13 protein-coding genes are annotated in these 20,384 nt (G+C 37.5%); 10 read left to right on the forward strand and 3 right to left on the reverse strand.

What is annotated here, in order from left to right; genetic code table 11:
* Nucleotides 1-175: 175 nt before the first annotated feature.
* The 6 genes from EG339_RS03640 (at nucleotide 176) to EG339_RS03665 (ending at nucleotide 5,706) form a co-directional block, all read left to right on the forward strand.
* The gene (locus tag EG339_RS03640; RefSeq protein WP_123868910.1) at nucleotides 176-1,585 is read left to right on the forward strand and encodes a hypothetical protein; all 1,410 of its coding nucleotides are present in this window, start codon (nucleotides 176-178) and stop codon (nucleotides 1,583-1,585) included.
* Nucleotides 1,585-1,911, forward strand: coding sequence for a nucleotide pyrophosphohydrolase (locus EG339_RS03645; protein ID WP_045501245.1), 327 nt, complete (start codon nucleotides 1,585-1,587; stop codon nucleotides 1,909-1,911). The genes EG339_RS03640 and EG339_RS03645 overlap by 1 nt, the downstream gene beginning before the upstream one ends.
* A 74-nt stretch (nucleotides 1,912-1,985) precedes the next feature.
* On the forward strand, nucleotides 1,986-3,212 hold the full coding sequence (locus EG339_RS03650) for a 3-phosphoshikimate 1-carboxyvinyltransferase (protein WP_123868911.1): 1,227 nt from the start codon (nucleotides 1,986-1,988) through the stop codon (nucleotides 3,210-3,212).
* Nucleotides 3,213-3,289: 77 nt separating this feature from the next.
* Nucleotides 3,290-3,775, forward strand: coding sequence for a hypothetical protein (locus EG339_RS03655; RefSeq protein WP_123868912.1), 486 nt, complete (start codon nucleotides 3,290-3,292; stop codon nucleotides 3,773-3,775).
* A 13-nt stretch (nucleotides 3,776-3,788) separates the two neighbouring features.
* The gene (locus EG339_RS03660) at nucleotides 3,789-4,472 is read left to right on the forward strand and encodes a hypothetical protein (RefSeq protein WP_123868913.1); all 684 of its coding nucleotides are present in this window, start codon (nucleotides 3,789-3,791) and stop codon (nucleotides 4,470-4,472) included.
* Between the two features lie 235 nt (nucleotides 4,473-4,707).
* Nucleotides 4,708-5,706, forward strand: coding sequence for a phosphatidylinositol-specific phospholipase C (locus EG339_RS03665; RefSeq protein WP_228459700.1), 999 nt, complete (start codon nucleotides 4,708-4,710; stop codon nucleotides 5,704-5,706).
* A gap of 312 nt (nucleotides 5,707-6,018) precedes the next feature.
* On the opposite strand, the gene EG339_RS03670 is transcribed toward EG339_RS03665, so the two are convergent.
* From EG339_RS03670 to EG339_RS03680, 3 genes are all read right to left on the reverse strand, one after another.
* The gene (locus EG339_RS03670) at nucleotides 6,019-7,845 is read right to left on the reverse strand and encodes an alkaline phosphatase (protein WP_123868914.1); all 1,827 of its coding nucleotides are present in this window, start codon (nucleotides 7,843-7,845) and stop codon (nucleotides 6,019-6,021) included.
* A gap of 121 nt (nucleotides 7,846-7,966) precedes the next feature.
* Nucleotides 7,967-9,475: a RagB/SusD family nutrient uptake outer membrane protein gene (locus EG339_RS03675; protein WP_123868915.1), complete on the reverse strand. Its 1,509-nt coding sequence runs from the start codon at nucleotides 9,473-9,475 to the stop codon at nucleotides 7,967-7,969.
* 26 nt (nucleotides 9,476-9,501) lie between these two features.
* The gene (locus EG339_RS03680; protein WP_123868916.1) at nucleotides 9,502-12,390 is read right to left on the reverse strand and encodes a SusC/RagA family TonB-linked outer membrane protein; all 2,889 of its coding nucleotides are present in this window, start codon (nucleotides 12,388-12,390) and stop codon (nucleotides 9,502-9,504) included.
* A 412-nt stretch (nucleotides 12,391-12,802) separates the two neighbouring features.
* On the opposite strand from EG339_RS03680, the gene EG339_RS03685 reads away from it, so the two are divergent.
* The 4 genes from EG339_RS03685 to EG339_RS03700 all read left to right on the forward strand — a co-directional run bounded on the left by EG339_RS03685 (nucleotide 12,803) and on the right by EG339_RS03700 (nucleotide 20,318).
* Entirely contained in the window at nucleotides 12,803-13,591 is a 789-nt protein-coding gene (locus EG339_RS03685; protein WP_123868917.1) for an SDR family oxidoreductase, read from the forward strand.
* A gap of 138 nt (nucleotides 13,592-13,729) precedes the next feature.
* Nucleotides 13,730-15,334 (forward strand): autotransporter assembly complex protein TamA, encoded by a 1,605-nt coding sequence (locus tag EG339_RS03690; protein WP_123868918.1) that lies wholly within the window; start codon nucleotides 13,730-13,732, stop codon nucleotides 15,332-15,334.
* Between the two features lie 290 nt (nucleotides 15,335-15,624).
* Nucleotides 15,625-18,783 (forward strand): SusC/RagA family TonB-linked outer membrane protein, encoded by a 3,159-nt coding sequence (locus EG339_RS03695; RefSeq protein ID WP_123868919.1) that lies wholly within the window; start codon nucleotides 15,625-15,627, stop codon nucleotides 18,781-18,783.
* A gap of 17 nt (nucleotides 18,784-18,800) precedes the next feature.
* On the forward strand, nucleotides 18,801-20,318 hold the full coding sequence (locus tag EG339_RS03700) for a SusD/RagB family nutrient-binding outer membrane lipoprotein (protein ID WP_123868920.1): 1,518 nt from the start codon (nucleotides 18,801-18,803) through the stop codon (nucleotides 20,316-20,318).
* Nucleotides 20,319-20,384 lie beyond the last annotated feature (66 nt).

A 20,384-nucleotide genomic window follows, 5' to 3' on the forward strand; every position in this document is an offset into this window, starting at 1 on the left:
TTTTTAAAAAATTAAAGTTTGCTTTCGAAATAGTAATGGATATTTCTCTGCTAATTTTAAGTTGCAAAAGTACAACTTTTTTTCTAATATCCAAATACAGGATTCAATATTTTTTTCTTGATAAGAAATTCAAAGTATTTTCGTTAAATTTGGAACTTACTAAACATTAATTTCAATGAAATTCAAATTATTACTGGCTTTTTCTTTCTGGATGCTTCTTGTAGCAGTATCATGTAATAAGGATGATATTACCTTTGATACTCCTTCGCAACAGCTAAGGTTTTCAAGAGATACCGTATTCTGCGACACGGTTTATCATCAGGTACGTTCAGAAACCTATGTGGTAAAAGTATATAATAATGAAGATAAGGATGTCCTGATCCCAAGAGTGAATCTTGAGAAAGGGGCCTCATCATTATACAGAATTAATGTGGATGGAAAACCCGGATATGATTTTAAAGATGTTCCGCTAAGAAAAAAAGACAGTCTATATATATATGTAGAAATTGCTCCTCAGGCAACAGGTCCTGAAGCAATTGCTGAAGACAAAGTAATTTTCTCCGGTCCTGCCGGGCAACAGCATGTTACTCTGTTCTCGGTAGTTCAGGATGCAGAGTTTTTTATTCAAACGCCTACCAATCCTAATGTGATTACCAGTTCTACAACATGGACGAATAATAAAGCAAAAATCATTTACGGAGATCTTACTGTGGATAAGAATGTAACCTTGGATATAGACCCAGGTACAAAGGTATATTTCCATAAAAACAGTGGGATGAAGATTTCTTCAAATGCAGTTTTGAATATCAACGGAGCCCTGGACAACCAGGTAATCCTTCGTGGCGACAGAAATGATCCGTATTATGACACAATTTCTAAAAACTGGAATTCGATCAAAATGGAGCCTAACTCTATTCTTAATATGAACCATGCAAGGTTATTCGGCGGAACAAGAGGACTTGAAATGAAGCAAACCACAGCCAATATCTCCAATTCATTCATCCATACTTTCTTTGAATATGGCCTGTATGCCATAAATTCTACTGTTACTGCCAGTAATTTGGTAATGAATAACTGTGGATTATCATGTATTGGTATTTTCAAAGGTGGAAAGCATAACTATACCCACGCTACGATTGCCAATTATTCTAAATCAATGGGAACTTTTGACAGAAGAGGAATTTTTGTAACGAACGAGTGGAAAAATGATGCCGGACAGACAGAACAAGGTGCCCTGCAGCAATTTAATTTAAGAAACAGTATTGTGTATTCTGACAGGGATAATTCGGTCCAGTTTGAGCAAACTCCGGGGCAGCAGTTTGAATACCTTATTCAGAACTGTTTATTAAAGTATTCAAGCACATCTGAAGCAGGCTTTACCTTCGATAATAATGTTAATGTAGTACAGAGTATTAAAAATACAGACCCACAGTTTATGAATTACTTCATGGCCAAAATGAATTTAAGAGTAAAAACAACATCTCCGGCCAAAGGAAAAGGAAATAGTACTGTAGCGGGAACTGTTCCGTTTGATATTGTGAATGAATCAAGAACTACTAATCCAACTCTTGGAGCTTATCAATAATGGAAATTACTCAATTACAACAACAGGTTGATGAATGGATCAAAACCATCGGTGTAAGATATTTTAATGAACTTACCAATATGGCAATGCTTACTGAAGAAGTAGGTGAAGTAGCCAGAATCATCGCCAGAAGATACGGTGAGCAGAGCGAAAAGGAAAGTGATAAGAATAAAGATCTGGGTGAGGAGCTTGCCGATGTTCTTTTTGTGACCTTATGCCTTGCCAACCAAACAGGAGTAAATCTGCAGGATGCTTTTGACAGAAAAATGAAGATCAAAACTGACCGCGATAAGGAGCGGCATCAGAATAATGAAAAATTAAAATAAAAACTCCTGATATCAGATTCCAGGTCCCGGTAAAAATCTGAAATCTGACCTCAGGTTTGAAATATGAAGAAATAATGAAGAAGCTAGAAAAATCAACATTAACAGGAAATAAAACAGTACAGATCAGCGGTTCGAAAAGTATTTCGAATCGTTTATTGATTCTGGAAAGCCTGTTTAGCAATATAAAAATCGGAAATCTATCCAATTCTCAGGATACCCAGCTGCTGAAAAAAGCATTATCTGAGGTTACAGATGTAGTGGACATTCACCATGCAGGAACAGCTATGCGGTTTCTTACTTCCTACTACGCAATCCAGGAAGGAAAAACAACAGTACTTACCGGCTCCGGGAGAATGAAGGAGAGACCTATCAAAAATCTGGTAAGTGCCCTGAAAGAACTTGGTGCAGAGATCGAATACATGGAGAACGAAGGGTTTCCTCCCTTAAAAATTACGGGAAAAAAGATTACACAGACTTCGGTGAATGTTCCGGCCAATATTTCCAGCCAGTTTATTACTTCCTTACTTCTTATTGCAGGAAAGCTTGAAAATGGCCTGGAAATTAATCTTGTAGGGGAAGTTACTTCAAGATCCTATATTGAAATGACGCTTGATATCCTGACAAGATTTGGTATTAAAAACAGTTTTGAAGGAAATACCATTAAAGTAAAACCTTTTATTCCTAATAATGGAGCTTCTGCAAAAAGCTATGAAGTGGAAAGTGATTGGAGCTCTGCTTCTTACTTCTACTCGATCTGTGCTTTGGGAAGAAAAACCATTCACCTGAGAAGCTTTTATAAGGAATCTACCCAGGGAGATTCTGCTATTGCAAAAATTTATGAGGATTTCTTCGGAATTAAAACAACCTACTCTGAAGCTGATCACCAACTGACTTTAGAACCTCAGCCTGATTTTTCTTTCCCAGAAAAAATTATCCTTGACATGAATAACTGTCCGGATATTGCACAAACGCTTTGTGTAACTGCTGCTGCATTAAAGATCCCTTTTGATATCTCAGGATTGGGAACATTAAGGGTAAAAGAAACCGACAGACTTCAGGCCTTATACAATGAACTGAAAAAACTGGGTACTGAAACAGAAATTACCGATCTAACCATTAATTCTGTGAGTTTCGGAAAACCGGAAGAGCATATTTCAATCAAAACATACCAGGATCATAGAATGGCCATGAGCTTTGCTCCTTACTGCCTGATTGGAGAACTTACTATTGAGGATGAAGATGTAGTGGAAAAATCTTATCCTATGTTCTGGGAAGATCTTGCCAGTGTACTTACGAAATAATTTGAAATGTAGTAATTTGAAAAATGAGTTAATGCCCTTATTTCATATTACTACATCTTATAATAAATACCATAAACATGAAATATCTGCTCTTACTTCTATCCTTTATTCCTACTGTTCTTTGGTCACAATATCTGAGATCAAATGAAGAAGTTATCTATTCCTTTGATACCAAAGCCGGGAAAAAAATGGTATTGGTAAAGGATAAAGGAAACGAATATATTCAGTACCGGTTCGGGAGCAAAGACCGTGTAGAAATGGAATTTCCTTTGAACAGGAATAAAGACAGCTGGAAACAGTTCAAATATAATTCCTATCACAGAGGCGGGGGAAAACGAAATGCAGGAATGGATCTGGAATACCTGAATTTTGTAAATAATGGCTACACCTATTCTATTTTCAAATCTTACTATGCTGAAGACGGATCATTATCCACAGGAATTACCGTGACAGACAGCAAAGGAAAGTCAACTGATATTAATGGCATTTATAAAAGTATAAAAGGCTGTCTTTGTAACCTGGAAGATATAGGATTGGTTGAGAAAGATGATTCCGGCCTGTAATTTTAAGGTTATTATGAAAAAACCAGTTTCTCTTATTACGTTTTTATTGATCACGGCTTTTCATGCTCAAAACCTGAAGAACTTTTCTGTACCAAAAGAATATAAAAAAGTAACTGAAGTAAAAGGAGATCTGGATAAAGATGGAAAAGATGAAACAGTTCTTGTATTTGATACAGACAGAACAGCATCCGGTCATGAAACCGCTTCCGGAAAGAAAGATTATAAAAGAGTTTTCTATATCCTGAAAAATGAACTGGGCCGGCTTAAAGTCTGGAAAGAGAATTCCACACTGCTATATTCAAGCGGGATGGGCTTTTATCCTGAGGGTAATATTCTCGACATTCAGATCAAAAATAATTGTCTGGTGGTGGAGCAGCAATTTTCCAGCAATTCAAGGCATACCCAGACCAGCAAGCATACTTTCAGATATCAGAATGGTGATTTTTATCTGATAGGTTCATATGATAATTTTGCAGATAACTGTGAGTTTAATTTTACGGATGAGATCAATTTTTCTACAGGCAAAGTGATTGTAGACAGAGAATATTCATCTTGTGATGATGACAATACAAAAACACCGGAAAACATTCATAAGGAATTTATCCATAAGCTTAAGAGTCTTATCAAAATGGATGATTATAAGATGGGAGAACATAAATTCTACATTCCCGGATTGAAGGAGGATTTTATTTTTTAAGCGGGAAGCTGGGTGGTGGATGCTGGAAGTTATCCTACAGAAATCTACAGTAAACATTTACTACAGCAGTAAGCTTTAAAAAGTACAGATACATTTTGTTTATGACTAAGAGTACTTCCCTCTTTTCTCATCCAGCTTTCAGCCTAAAACCAACAACTTAATCATCTTTTAAAGTTAAATTAACTCCTGATTGCTTGACATATTCTTAATTTTAGCTGCAATTAAAATATAAACTATGTTCAAGCACCAAATGAAATATGTAAAAAACTTTACGCTTTGTATGGCGACCGCAACCCTTTTCTTTTCCTGTTCTGAAGGAATAGCAGAAAGAGATTCTAATGAGGTAAATCTTACTTCCGTTAATAAAGCAAGCTATAAAATGACAGCTGCAGTCCCTATTGAGATGAACAACTGGATGTCCGGTTTGCAGGATAATATTTCCCTTTCAAAAATTTCAATTCCCGGGACCCATGATTCCGGGGCGCGTATAGATGCCCCTGTAGTAACGGGTACAGCAAAAACACAAGACCTCAGTATTGCTGAACAGCTGAACGCAGGAGTCCGATTCCTGGATATCCGCTGCAGGCATATTGATAATTCATTTACAATTCATCATGGTGCTATTTACCAGCATTTAAATTTTGATGATGTTCTGAATGCCTGCTATACTTTTCTTGAAAATCATCCGTCAGAAACCATCATCATGTCTGTAAAGGAAGAATATGATGCTTCCAATACAACAAGATCTTTTGAGAGTACCTTTGATTCTTATGTTCAGAAAAATCCTTCAAAATGGGATCTTGGAACCAATATTCCCACCCTTGGAGATGTAAGAGGAAAGATCAGACTGCTCAGAAGATTTTCTGCCGGAACTGCTAAAGGGATTAATGCTACTTCATGGGCAGATAATACAACCTTTGAGATCAATAACCCTGGCGCACAGCTTAAAGTTCAGGATTATTATAAAGTAACCAACAATGATGATAAATGGAACGGGATTTCCAATCTGTTGAATGAAGCTAAAAACAGCACCAGCGACAGGCTTTTCATTAATTTCACGAGTGGCTATAAACCGGGAATCTTCGGAATTCCAAGTATTCCTTCCGTTTCCAATGTCATCAATCCGAAACTTAAAACATTCTTCCAGAGCAATACAAAAGGTTCTTATGGAATCATGCCTATAGATTTTGTAAATGCTGAACTGGCAGAACTGATTGTAAAAACTAATTTTTAATGTAGTTAAATATAAATTGTCACTATGAAGCTGCTTCTCTTTTGGGCGGCTTTTTTCTTACTCCCACAGATTGAGCAGATAATGCAGGTTATTTATTGGAGCATAATAATCAATGTTATCATCTTCTTATCCGCAAATACCTGTGTAAACCCGTATAATCTGAGGAAGATAAAAATTAAGTAACAGGCTTTATATAGAGCAAGTATACATATGGTTTAACAATGCTTTGATTTTCGTTTGTATTTTGCAATAAATAAAAAATGTCGTCTTAACCAATAAAGACGACATAATTTAAGAAAGAGATGTATACAACTATTTATCAATGCCATAAGCAGCCATGATTTTGTTGAAAATCTCTGTGTTTTCAAACAGTCCTGTAAACTCTTTAGAATTCGGGCCATAAGCAAAAACACTTGACGGAACAGAGGTATGATCGTTAGTACTGAAATTTCCGAATACCCAGCCGTCTTTAAGGCTTCCATCCAAAAGCGTTAAACCACCTGTTTCATGATCTCCGACAACTACCACCAGGGTTTCTTTATTTTCATCTGCAAATTTCATAGCTTTTCCTACCACCTGATCAAAATCCAATAACTCGGTAACCAATTGCTCTATATTATTACTGTGCCCGCCACCATCAGTTTGAGAAGCTTCCACCATCATAAAGAATCCTTTTTTATTGTTCTTCAGATCATTTAAAGTGAGATCGAAAGCATCAGCAAGCCAGTTCCCTCTTCCACTGGTTATTCTTTGTGAAGCTAAAGGATCAATAACCAAGGTTCTGTTGCTAATTTTCTCTGCTGATTTCAAGCTGTGATAAATATCTACTTTTGAGTCCTTCAGTTTCTGTTCTGTTTCCTGTGTTAACCCACTCGTAGGGCCTCCAATAAGAATTTTAGCCTTAGAGGCCGCAAAATCTTTCAGAATGGGTTCCGAACTGTTCCTGTTGTCAGAATGAGCGTAAAAATCTGCCGGAGTTGCATCTGTCACATCGCCGGTGGAGATCAATCCTGAAACCAGCCCTTTGGCAGCAATGATATCCGGAATCTGTGCTAAGGCTTTTCCAGCTGCATCTACCCCAACAAATGTATTTTTAGTCTTCACCCCTGTTGCAAATGCTGTAGATCCCGGTGCTGAATCAGTAACATAAGCATTGGATGAATTGGTTTTGGATAATCCTGTAGACTTCATATTGAACACATTCAGCTTCCCTTTATTGGCTGTAAACGCAGCATAATACTGTGGTAAGGAAGTTCCGTCCGGAATCAAAAGGATTACATTTTTTACTTTTTTACTAACCCCATCAGTTTTATAAGTTGGGGTATAGGTAGCATACTCTCTCGTATTTTTATAAAAATTTTTTGGAATGGTATTCATGAACTTTTTAAGATCCGGAATATGATCTGTATTGATATAATCCGCTCCCATATCCATAAGATTTACCCATGCGTTAGGAAAATCGGGCGCACCGTAGAATCGCATTGGTTTCTGCTGGGTATGCGCTTTATCCACAGCTCTTTTAATCTTCTCCGTTTCCTCATCTCTTGGAATTCCTTTTCCGTTCCATTTTACGAGTTCCGGTAAATCTGCACTGAACATTCCAATTCTCTTTAACTGATCGGCAGAATAGTCTTTGTTCAAGTCGCCATCGAAATAAAGATAGCTGGGATAATTTTTAAAATCTGCCGGCTGAGGTCTTCCGCCTGTAATCACTATTTTCACCCCTGAATTTCCTGTAATTTCAGGATACTTTTTCAGTGTATTAACCAATGCAGCCAAGGTTGTCTTGTAATCCTGTTTGATATCGATCAGCAGTTGCAGCTTTTTGCTTGTATCTTTATAAATATTTCCTTTGTTCAGTTTTATCTGTTTTGAAATATTATCCAGATAAAGGCTTTCCAGCGTTCTGTCTGCAGAAAGCTCCTTTTCTGTATGGGCTACCCAAAGCTTGCCTTTTACAAGGAAAACATCTGCCTCAATAGAACCGAAGTTAGCATAATATGCCTGCCAAAAAGGAATTTCCTGCATATAGTCATTATGAGAATGGGCATTCCCTACATTATAATTCAAATAATTCTGTGCCTGATTTTCAGAAAAAATGGCAAGGGCCAATAAACCCAATATTTTTGATAATTTCATTCCTGATTTTTTTGTTTTTTAGGTTGAGCAGGATCATCCATATTCCATACTCCCTTTTAAAAGACTATATCATCACAGAATTCCCGCAATGATATAGTACATAATAGACATGGTTACAGTTTTACCAGCCTTCGTTTTGCTTAATAACACCGTGGCTGTTTACAATTTCTACCTGCGGAACTGCCCAAACATTATGAACAGCCGGATTGAAATTTCGTGGTGCCCAAACCTGCTTTCCATCCATTCCGTGGAGAGACTGGGCATATGCTGCCTGTGCATCTCCCCAACGTACAAGATCTCTATGCCTGTCTGCCCATTCACCAGCAAGCTCACAACGTCTTTCATGTTTCAGGTCTGCCAGCGTACAGCCTGTTTTAGGAGCTAAACCTGCACGTTTCCGAATCATATTGATCTCGGTATCTGCAGACTTACCCTGCATAATTAAAGCTTCAGCCTTAATAAGGATTACCTCAGCATAACGCATAATAGGAACCGCAAGATCTGTACATGGATAATCTCCGTTGGAATTTACATGCCCATCCTTCAGTGAGTATTTGAAGGCATCCATATATTTGTTGAACTGGGCTTTCGTTACAGAGTTCGAGGAGGCATAAGTTCTTACTGTTCCATTAAAGGTAAACTGATCTCCTTCTTTTAGAATAGTTACGCTTCTCCTAAGGTCTCCGGCTTCAAATTCATCATATAGTTCTTTTGTAGGCTGAAAATATCCCCAGCCATTATATTCTCCCCAGCCTTTATTCTCCAGCATTACTCCCGGAAGGATACTTCCCCATCCTGTAAACTTAGTTGTACTTGGAACTGACCAGATGTATTCTGTACTATAATTATTTTCAGCCTTGAAAACATCGGCAAAGTTGGTCAGAAGATTTCTGTTTCCTTTTGTGATTACTTCATTAGCCCAGTATGCAGCATTGTCCCAATCTTTCATAAACAGATATACTTTTGCCAACAATGCCCATGCAGCAGCTTTATGAGGCCTTCCGTAATCACTTGCAGGAAGTTCAGCCTGGCTTGGCAATAGTTCTGCAGCCTTTTTCAGATCTGCAACAATATAGTCGTAGTTCACCTTAACATTGGCAGCCCTTGGAATCGGGTTAGGATCAGGCTCTTTATTACGGTCGATAATAGGAACTCCAGCTTTCTCATTTCCGTAATTAGATGCTAATTCAAAATACATTCTACTGCTCATGAATAAAGCTTCCCCCAGGTATTTGTTTTTGATCGCCTGGGAAGTCTGGATATTATCAATATTGCGGATCACACGATTGGCTACTCCGATTACATTGTATCTTTTATTCCATTGGGTCTCCAGGTCACCGGATGCAATATAGTTACTGCTGAAGTTCTTTGCATTATCTGCTTCTCCTCTGTTTCTCCCGGTCACCATATCATCACTTGCGTTAATGAACCAGAAAAGACCTCTTCCATAAAACTCTTCTCCATACAAAGGTTTATACATGGCATTAGCTCCTGTAATCAGGTCATTTTCCGTTTTCCAGAAACTGGCTTCAGTAGGAGTTCCTTCCGGTTGAACATCCAGTTCTCCTGTACATGACAAAAACATTGCGGATATTCCTGATACTAAAAATATTTTATTGAAAAATTTCATTTTCTTACTTTTTGTTGATTTTAAAATTATAAGCCTACTTCCACTCCGAATATGAATGAACGGGCCTGAGGATATCTACCAGTATCCACTCCATAAGAGTTCATGCCCACTTCAGGGTCAAAACCTGTATATTTTGTTATTGTGAATAAGTTATTGGTAGTTATATAAATTCTCACTTTATTCACATCAAGTTTTCTGTAAAGCTCACTTGGCAATGAATATCCTATGGTAAGGTTTTTAAGTCTTAAATAAGATCCATCTTCTACGTAGAAATCAGATACTTTGGAATAGTTACCACTTGGATCTCCCTGAGCCAACCTTGGAATATTGGTATTTGTGTTTTGAGGTGTCCAGGCATTAAGAATATCTCTTTCCATATTATAGTTCTGTCCTGTTCCTCCCGGGTTCAGGGAAATAAACTTCAGTCCGTTGAAAATCTTATTTCCGTATACTCCCTGGAAGAATACATTCAGATCAAAGTTTTTCCAGGTCATATTATAAGAAAATCCGTAAGAGAATTTAGGGTACGGGCTTCCAAGGTTTACAAAATCCTTGTTACTGAGAACACCTGTATTTCCTTCTTTTTTCAGGAACTTAATGTCCCCCGGCTTAGCATTGGGCTGGATAAGCTGACCGTTAGCATCTCTGTAATTATTGATTTCATCCTGAGACTGAAAAATTCCTCCTGTTTTATATCCATAGAAAGAATAAAGCGGATCTCCTATCTTTACGCGGGTAGGCTTCAATACTCCCCTCACTCCGTTATCATTGATAAATATCTCATCCACATCCGCCAATTGCTTCACCGTATTTTTTAGTTGACTAAAGGTTGCTCCGATAGAATAAGTAAAATCACCTGATTTTTTGCTGTTATAATTGATTCCCAATTCATATCCTTTATCCTGGAATAACCCGGCATTTACATACTGATTATTATAAGTGGATGTACTTGGCAAGCTTACATTAAAGATCTGATCTTTAGAGTTTTTCACAAAGTAGTCAAACTGTAGAGACAGGCTGTTGTGCAGGAATGAAGCATCCACCCCAAAGTTGGTTTGTTCAGATTTCCCCCATTTCAGATCCGGATTAGGGCGTGTAGTTGCATAGTAAGCAATATTCTGGGAAGGGTTCTGTCCAAAAATAATATTGTTATCTCTGGTCATTAACGGGTTAACAGCCTGGGGAGAAATTCCTCCAAGATTTCCAAGAATACCATAACTTCCTCTTAATTTCAGACTTGAAAGCCATGAAATATTCTGCATAAAATCTTCTTTAGAAACAACCCACGCCCCTGAAAGCGCATAATAGTTGGCAAAACGATTTTGCTTAGCTACCAAAGAAGAGCCATCTCTTCTTCCCAATACACTCAGAATATATTTTCCGGCATAATCATAATTTACTCTTGCAAGATAAGATACCAATGCCTGCTTGTATTTATAACTGGAAACTTCTTTATTGGTATCCGCTGCATTCTGCAAATGCTGAAAAACTTCAGCCTCGCTTCTGAAATCATAAGATCTTGCAAGAAATCCTTCTTCAATTGTTTTTTGGAAGGTAAAACCGCCCAGGAAATCAAAATTATGCTTACCAGCAGTAATTTTATAGGTAAGGAGCTGCTCTGCGAGAGCCGTAGAAGAATTATTAGACTGGTATTCCAGATTATTGGTATCAAAGATCTTTCCAACCTCCAGCACCCTGTAGGTAAAGTTCTTTACATTTCCCAGTTTAAAAGTTTGTGAGAAGTTGGATCTGAATTTTAAATCTTTTGCTAAAGTAATTTCTGCATACGGATTAATCAAAATCTCATGAGTAGGATTTCTCAAATTGATTCTTTTAAGGTAAGCAACCGGATTAATCATATCCCCATATCCACCTGCCACACTAATCGGCAGTCCTGAAAAGGCACCTGCCGGGGTATAAACAGGAACGTTAGGCGGATAATACATAGCTGCCACTACAGCTCCCGTATAACCACTCTTTGTATCTGCAGTATTTCCGTCAGAATAGTTATAATACATATTCTCACCAATGGTTAACCAGTCTTTTATTTTATGTTCAGAATTAACTCTGAAATTATATCGTTTTGCCTGTGTATTTAAAAGAATACCCTCCAGATTCCGGTGATTCATCCCTACAAAATACCGGGATTTCTCATTTCCGCCGCTAAGGTTCATGTTGTATTCCTGGATGGTTCCTGTTCTGAATATTTCCTTCATCCAATCCGTCCTGGTAATTCTTCCTTCCGGATATAAAGCCGGGTTAAATGCCTTCGGTAAACTTTCAAGTTTTCCTACATTGCTAAATGCCTGGTACATTACATCCTGGAACTCAGCAGCATTTAAAGATTCCTTCAGCCTCCATGCCTGGTTAATGCCGTATTTTACGTCAAAATCTACAGTAAGATTCCCTTTTTTTCCTCTTTTGGTCGTAATAAGGATAACGCCTCCTGAAGACCTTGCCCCGTAAATAGCTGCAGAAGCATCTTTAAGAACAGAGATATCCTGAATATCATTAGGATTAATAGATGGTGTTCCGTTAAAAACCACTCCGTCCACAACATAAAGAGGAGTTTCTCCGTTAATTCCTCCTAAACCACGGATATTCACTTTAGGCGAACCATTAGGATCTCCACCTTCGTTCACAACCGTTACTCCGGGAGCTTTTCCCTGAAGCACTTCCCCTACTCCTGACAAAGATCTGGAAGTAAGTTTATCCAGCGAAGCCTCCGTAACAGCTCCGGAAACTTTACTTTTCTTCTGAGTTCCGTATCCTACAACAACAATCTCGTCAATAGATTTTTCTTTTAAGCTGTCTTTTTTCTGAGAGAGGAACATTGGTGAAGCTGAAATTGCACCAATAAGTAATACCCTACCTGTTAAGTATGTTACCGAGACAGGGATTTTAAATACATTCATAACATCCTTTTTAATTAGACGCAAAATTAGAGCAGCTGTACCTCCTGTTACATTAAGATTTCCTTATGTTTTTATTAAGAAATTTTAGTTTTATATCTCCATATATCTTCTCATCCTAAAATTATATTGCTAATTTTCAATACTATAAATGAATAAAATAATTATTCTCCTGATATAGTATGCATAGCTGATATTAAGTTTGCTTTAAGTTTATAACCCAAGTGAGACAATAGACTATAATGAAAATGCAGATTTATCTTTCCTGCTGAAGTATTCCGGAGTAATAAAATGACGGACTTTTCTTTTCTTTTTTTACATTTGCTGAAAATAGATTTTCCCTTCTTACAGATAATCAAAAAAAAGGATTATGAATGGGTAATCAATGAAAACAATAAAAAATCTTACGAATTAAATGACCATTATCATCACAGGAACCTCGTCAGGAATTGGATTTGCTTTGGCCGAATACTTCGGTAAAAAAGGGCACAAAGTATATGGTTTAAGCCGAAAACATACAGAAAGTCAATATTTCAGATCTATCCCTACAGATGTTACCGATAATACTGCTGTTCAGAATGCTGTTGCTGAGGTACTTAAATCTGAAACCAGAATTGATATCCTGATCAACAATGCCGGAATGGGAATGGTAGGTGCCGTTGAAGATTCCACCAAAGAAGATATCCTTAAACTGTTCAGTCTTAACCTGGCTGGCCCTGTTCAGATGATGAGCGCGGTTCTTCCTACGATGAGGACACAGCAGTTCGGAAAGATCATCAATGTATCCAGTATCGGAAGTGAAATGGGACTGCCGTTCCGCGGGTTCTACTCTGCTTCAAAATCTGCATTAGATAAAGTAACGGAAGCCATGAGATATGAAGTTTATCCATGGAATATTGAAGTATGTTCCCTGCATTTAGGTGATATTAAAACCAATATTGCAGATAACAGAGTAATTGCCAAGGTTTCCCAGCCTTACAAAAATGTTTTTGATAAGGTTTATGCTTTAATGAATGCTCATGTGGATGAGGGAACCGAACCATTGGAAGTTGCAGAATATATTGAAAAGCTTTTAGGAAAGAATAGATGGAAAGCTCATTATTATTTTGGTAAATTCGGGCAGAAAATCGGAGTTCCTTTGAAGTGGATTCTTCCGCAGGGAACTTATGAGAATTTAATGAAGAAATATAATAAACTGAGCTAGTTTCAGTTTTATAAAAAGTTATTTAATAATCATTTTAAACCATTAAGAAGTATTAAGTTGTTAAGAATTATTAAGACAGGCTTCCTGTTAAGCTTTTTTAAGTTCAACAATCTATCTACGGCTTAAATATTTTTCGAATTGAAGCTGTTTCTGAAAATATTTTTTGTACTGTTCTGCGTTTTTACACAAGCGCAGAAAAAACAGTATTGGCTTATTGATACGGAAACTAAGGTTAGAAAGAAGGTAAAAGATTCAACTTCTGCCGTAAAATTTTTGGATTCCCTAGCCCAGAACAATTATTTTTTCACTCAGCTGAAGGAGGTAAAAGTAAAAGGCGACAGTACGGAAATCTTCTTCGATAAAGGGAAAAACTTTAATGAAACTTACGTAAACCTTTCTGATTCTATTGTGCATAAACTAAAAGTTCAGAAGGATTTTTTCACCAAAAATTTAGATTCCACCAAAAAAAGCATCAATAAAAGTTATATTGATGACGGATACTCTTTCAGTAGGATCAAATCCAAATACAAAGGTCAGAAAAACGGATACCCAATAGTAGAGCTGGACATCAACAAGAACGATAAAAGAACGATCAACGGTTTTGTTGTAAAAGGATACGACAGGGTTCCGAAGAGGTTCATTAAAAACCTCGAAAAAGAATTCAAAGGGAAGAACTATGATGATAAGAACCTTCTGGCAATCAACAAAGGCTTCCAGAGCCATCCTTTTGTTATGCTGGACAGGCAGCCTCAGACCTTGTTCACGAAAGATTCTACCAATATTTATCTGTTTTTACAGAAGAAAAAGACCAATACTTTTGACGGGGTCATCGGTTTTGGAAATGATAAGACAGATAAGTTCACGTTAAACGGTACCATGAATGTGAATTTCAGGAATATGTTCAATGGTTTCGAAACGATCAATCTTTATTGGCAGAGAAACCCGGACAGAGGCCAAACCTTCGATCTTCAGGTAGACATTCCTTACCTTTTTAAATCCAATGTAGGGATGAATACAAAGGTGAATATCTACAGGCAGGATTCTACATTTGCCAATGTAAAATTCCTTCCGGCATTTTACTATCATATCAATAACCGTAACAAAATCGGGCTCCGTGCCACCCTGGAAACCTCAACCGTTATAGATTCTCTGTATGCGATCGGAAAAGACTACAACAAAAAAGGGATCGGGATCTGGTTTGAAATGACTGAACCTACCGATATTGACCTTTTTCTTTACAAAACAAGAATCAATGCAGGGTATGATTATTTAACAACAACTTACACCAAAGGAAATATAAAAGCAGCTCAAAACCAGTTTTATTTTTCCGGAGAACATAACTATCATATTTCAGGGAACCATTTCCTCAATATCAAAGGAGAGGGTGCCATGATGGATTCTAAAATTGAATTTTCTGCCAATGAACTTTACCGTTTCGGAGGGTGGAATTCTATGCGCGGATTTAATGAGAACTCCCTCGCCGCCGACTTTTATTATTATGGGAGCCTGGAATACCGGTATCTCATAGGCAGCCAGGCTTTCTTTGACCTCTTTGGGCAATACGGACAGCTCAATAATAAATCACTAAATGTAAAACCTAAGCTCTATAGTGTTGGACTTGGTTTCAATTTCTTCATTCCAATCGGGTTAATGAGCTTTCAGCTATCGAATGGTAACGAGTTTGGAAATCCTTTTAAATTCAATGATATTAAGATCCATTGGGGAATCCTGAGTAGGTTTTAGAGAGAATGGAAACTGGGAGAGAGAAGTCTGAAGTTACTGCATTTTGAGTAGTACTCTATGATTAATAGCTAATAGAAGGTATTTCTGTTACTTCTGTTCTCAAAAAACTTACAGCCACATTCTTACAGCTTCCAGCCTTAGGTAATAAAACAAAAAACCTTATAAAGGTTTATTCCCATTTTATCATTCTGTTAATTATTTATGTTAAAAAATACATAAATAGTATTTTTATTTTAATATGAGCTTAAAATTCACGTAATAATGCCCGGCTAAATTTGCATTCAAAAAAAATGAAGAAAACTTTAGCTACGTTTGCAGTTTTTTTGCTTCCCTTATATATTACAGCTCAGGAGATTGCTGTTTCCGGAAATGTAAAATCTGAAAGCGGCATCAGTGTTTCAGGAGTAAATATTACCGATAAGAATACAGGGAAAACCGCTACAACAGATGAAAATGGGAATTTCACCATTTCCGCGAATCCCAAAGACATCCTGGAATTTTTCTCACCTGATTTTTCTGTTTATACAGTGGAGGTTTCTTCAAAAAAACAGTATTCCATTGTATTGAAAAAGAACAATGAGAAACAGATTGAAGGTGTTGTAATTACCGCACTCGGAATTGCCAAGAAGAAAGAAAAAATTGGATATTCTACCCAGGAAGTAGGAACCAAACAGTTTGAAACCATTACCACGCCAAGTATCGGGAATTTATTTTCAGGGCAGGTAGCCGGCCTTAATGTTTCTAACCCAACAGGAATGCAGCAGGCGCCTCAATTTACCTTAAGGGGAAATTCCAATCTTGTATTTGTGATTGATGGAGTGATTGTAGAAAAAGAAGTTTTCCAGAATTTAGACCCCAACAACATAGAAAATATCAACGTACTGAAAGGAGCAACGGCGTCTGCACTTTACGGTTCCAGGGGACGATATGGCGCCATTCTCATTACCACAAAAAGCGCTAAAAAGAAAGGCTTTTCTGTGGAATTCTCTCAAAATACTATGATTACAGGCGGGTTTACCAATCTTCCTAAAACACAGACTGAATATGGAAATGGCTCCCAGGGGAAATATGAATTCTGGGACGGAGCTGATGGCGGAGTGAATGACGGAGATATGATCTGGGGACCGAAATTTGTTCCTGGATTAAAAATAGCTCAATGGAACAGCCCGATAAGAGATAAGGTAACCGGACAGGTTATTCCCTGGTATGGCGCTGTTACAGGAACCCAATACAATGATAAAGCAAGATATGAAAGGGTTCCGATTGACTGGAAATACCATGATAATCTGGATACTTTCTTAAAACCTGCCATTATCAACAATAATAATTTTGCGATCAGCTATCGGAATAATAAAGACATCTACAGGTTTTCAGGAAACTTCATGAATTATGATGACAGGGTTCCCAATTCTTACCTGCAGAGGTACGGAATTAACTTCTCTTCTGAAAACCATTTAGGAGACAAGCTAATTTTTGATACAAAATTTAACTTCAACCAGACTTTTACTCCTAATGTTCCTAACTACGATTACAATCCTAGCGGGCATATGTATACCATTCTGATCTGGATGGGTGCCGATGTGGACGGAAAAGCATTAAAAAACCATATGTGGATCCCGGGAAAAGAGGGCGTGGCACAAGCTAACTGGAATTATGCATGGTACAACAACCCATGGTTCGGTGCTGAATATTATAAAAATCAAAACAGAACCAACATCATTAATGCACAGACCGGGTTAGAATATAAGGCAACAAAAGATTTCTCAGTAAAAGGCAAAATATCAATTGTTGAAAACCATAACAAACAGGAAATATTCAGTCCGTACTCTTATTTTAATTACAGCGCTCCGAGAAGTGGCGGATATATCCTGAATGATATGAAAACATGGAACCTGAACTATGATGTACTGGCAACTTATAAGAAAAAGATATCTGAAAATTTTGATTTTACCATCAATGCCGGAGGTTCTGCATTTTACTACAAGAATAACAGGAGTGAAAGATCTACAGACGGCTTAAGGATTCCTGAAGTTTACACATTTGAAAATTCCATCGGGGCAATCAAAAACTATACTTACCTGAAAGAGAAACTGATCTACAGTGCTTACTCTACTATTGATATCGGGCTTTACAACGCTTTCTTCATCAATATTTCCGGACGTAATGACTGGTCTTCTACCTTACCAAAAGCCAACAGATCTTATTTTTACCCTTCAGCATCCATCAGTGCTGTGATTTCCAATCTGGTAAAAATGCCGGAATCCATCAATATGCTGAAGCTTTCTGCCTCATGGGCAAAAGTGGCTTACGATTTCCAGCCTTACTCCATCAGGAACTATTATTCAAATAACAAAGGAATCAGCTTTAATGGGAACCCAACTTACCTGTATCCTACAACATTAAACGTAGAAAATACTTTAAAACCTGAACAAACGAAATCTTATGAACTGGGATTGAGTGCCGGTCTTTTTAATAACAGAATTACTTTAGATGCCACTTATTTCAGAACGCTTGATTATAATAACATTCTGGAGTTTCCAAGTGCTGAATCATCTGGTTTCATCTCACAATATGTGAATGGCAATGAATATACAACAAAAGGATTCGAAATTTCACTTGGACTTGTTCCAGTAAAGACAAGTAATTTTACATGGAAAACCTTAATCAACTGGAGTACTTATGAGCAAAAGCTGACTTCTATTTATAATAATATGCCTAATTACAAGAATATCAAATTAGGAGAAAGGATGGACAGCTATTATGATTATACCTGGCAAAAATCACCGGACGGACAGGTAATTCTGGATGCCAAATCAGGAATGCCAACAAGAGCCAATACTCCAAGTAATCTGGGCCATTTTAATCCGGACTGGACTTTTGGATTCAACAATGCCTTTAAGTATAAAAAAATATCCTTAAATATCGGAATTGACGGAAGTATCGGAGGGATCATGAGATCGCAGGTGGTTGAGAAAATGTGGTGGGGCGGAAAACACCCGAATTCTGTAACTTACAGGGATCTTGAATATGCTAACCCGGGAACCTATTATTTTGTACCGAAAGGGGTAAACTACGATCCGGCAACAGGGCTTTACACCCAGCATACAAAACCTATCAACTTCCAGGATTGGGCTCAGAATTATCCATACCAGGCCAGAGTAACCCAGGATGAAAGTGAAGAGTTTGCCAATGTTTTCGACAGGACTTTTATCAAATTAAGATCTGTAGTCCTTGAATATGATTTCTCTTCATTACTGAATCCAAAAGGCATGATCAAAGGATTCACCGCCAATATTTCAGCTTACAATCTCGCGATGTGGAAAAAGTCTAAAAATCTTTATTCGGATCCTGATTTCCAGATCAAAACAGGCAGAACGGATGATATTGCGAATGATATTCAGGATCCTTCAAGCAGGTGGTTCGGAATAGGATTTAACCTTAAGTTTTAATTAAAAAGTACGTCAGCATGAAAAACAATATCAATATTAATAACAAAAAGACCAAAACAGCTAAATGGCTGATAAAGACAATATTTGCAGCAGGACTCTTAACCTTAGCCTCCTGCGAGTCAAATCTTGATAAAATCAATGAAAACCCTAATGACCAGGCCAGCATTGATCCCAAATATCTTTTAACATACGTCTCCAAAGCTACATTCCAGGTGGATGGAGACAATATGTACGCTTCCAGAATGATGATTGGTACCGATGGTGAAAATAAATACCAGTATATGAAATGGAACGAAGCTTCTTTTGAAGTATACTCGAAAGCACTTCTGAATACGGTAAAAATGATGCAGGAAGCAGAAAAGATTAAGAACAAGAATTATGTGGCTATTGGTAAATTTCTAAGGGCTTATCATTTCTTTACCATCAGTTTAAAGGTGGGAAGTATTCCTTATACCGAAGCTGTAAAAGGAGAATCAGGTATCACACAATCCAAATATGATAGCCAGGATGTAGTGATGGCTGGAATTTTATCAGAATTAAAGGAAGCAAATGATCTTATTAATACCAATGATAAAATTGAAGGAGACATTGTTTTCAACGGTGATGCTGCTAAATGGAAAAAGCTTATCAACTCTTTCCGCCTGAAAATTCTCATCACTTTGTCTAAAAAAACAACAGTTGGAAGCTACAATATCGCCACAGAATTTGCATCCATTGCAGGAAGCCAGCCTCTGATGACTTCAATATCAGATAATGGTGAGCTTAAATTCGCTGATGCTGCTGACAGCAGATACACCATGTTCAACAACAGTGGATATGGATCTAGCCTGTATATGGCAGATTATTTCATTAATCTGTTTAAAGACAGAAAAGATCCGAGACTATTCACTTTTGCTTCCCAGACTACCGGAGCCAAAGAAGCAGGAAAAGCAATTACAGACTTTACGGGATACAATGGTGGAGACCCTATTTCCCCTTATTCTGAGAATGCAAAATTGATCACAGCAAAAAATATCTCTAAAGTAAACGACCGTTTTTATAAGGATCCCACTAATGAACCATCTTCAGTGTTAAGCTATTCTGAGCTGGAGTTTATTCTGGCTGAAGCTGCCGCCAGAGGATGGATATCAGGATCTGCAAAAACCCATTATGACAATGCAATTAAAGCAAGTTTCAGCTTTTATCAGACCTATGTAAAGAATCCGGGGCAGTATTTTGCAGGTTTTGATGTGAATCAGTATCTGGCAACGCCTTTGGTAGCGTATGATAATTCAGCTCCGTTACAGCAGCAGGTAGAAAAAATCATTACTCAGAAATACATGACCATGTTCCATCAGTCACAATGGACTTCCTATTATGATTATTTAAGAACAGGATATCCTAATTATCCTTTAAAATCGGGTACACCTGCTCCATTCAGATTCAGATATCCCCAGTCTGAGTATAATTACAACAGTGAAAATTTAAAAGCCGCTCTTACAGCTCAATATGGGGGAAATGATAATATTAACTCCAAACCTTGGTGGTTACAATAGAAATCTGACTTATTTTTATACCCAACAAAGAAATCGCAGGAAAATCCTATTAACTTGCGGTTTCTT

The organism is Chryseobacterium bernardetii, from assembly GCF_003815975.1.
Lineage (GTDB): Bacteria > Bacteroidota > Bacteroidia > Flavobacteriales > Weeksellaceae > Chryseobacterium > Chryseobacterium bernardetii.

Excerpts from the sequence above, each read along its gene's own strand:
- EG339_RS03670 (WP_123868914.1), bottom strand. The coding sequence starts at position 7,845 with ATGAAATTATCAAAAATATTGGGTTTATTGGCCCTTGCCATTTTTTCT.
- EG339_RS03700 (WP_123868920.1), top strand. The coding sequence starts at position 18,801 with ATGAAAAACAATATCAATATTAATAACAAAAAGACCAAAACAGCTAAA.
- EG339_RS03660 (WP_123868913.1), top strand. The coding sequence starts at position 3,789 with ATGAAAAAACCAGTTTCTCTTATTACGTTTTTATTGATCACGGCTTTT.
- EG339_RS03675 (WP_123868915.1), bottom strand. The coding sequence starts at position 9,475 with ATGAAATTTTTCAATAAAATATTTTTAGTATCAGGAATATCCGCAATG.
- EG339_RS03665 (WP_228459700.1), top strand. The coding sequence starts at position 4,708 with ATGTTCAAGCACCAAATGAAATATGTAAAAAACTTTACGCTTTGTATG.
- EG339_RS03640 (WP_123868910.1), top strand. The coding sequence starts at position 176 with ATGAAATTCAAATTATTACTGGCTTTTTCTTTCTGGATGCTTCTTGTA.
- EG339_RS03685 (WP_123868917.1), top strand. The coding sequence starts at position 12,803 with ATGACCATTATCATCACAGGAACCTCGTCAGGAATTGGATTTGCTTTG.
- EG339_RS03680 (WP_123868916.1), bottom strand. The coding sequence starts at position 12,390 with ATGAATGTATTTAAAATCCCTGTCTCGGTAACATACTTAACAGGTAGG.
- EG339_RS03695 (WP_123868919.1), top strand. The coding sequence starts at position 15,625 with ATGAAGAAAACTTTAGCTACGTTTGCAGTTTTTTTGCTTCCCTTATAT.
- EG339_RS03645 (WP_045501245.1), top strand. The coding sequence starts at position 1,585 with ATGGAAATTACTCAATTACAACAACAGGTTGATGAATGGATCAAAACC.
- EG339_RS03650 (WP_123868911.1), top strand. The coding sequence starts at position 1,986 with ATGAAGAAGCTAGAAAAATCAACATTAACAGGAAATAAAACAGTACAG.
- EG339_RS03655 (WP_123868912.1), top strand. The coding sequence starts at position 3,290 with ATGAAATATCTGCTCTTACTTCTATCCTTTATTCCTACTGTTCTTTGG.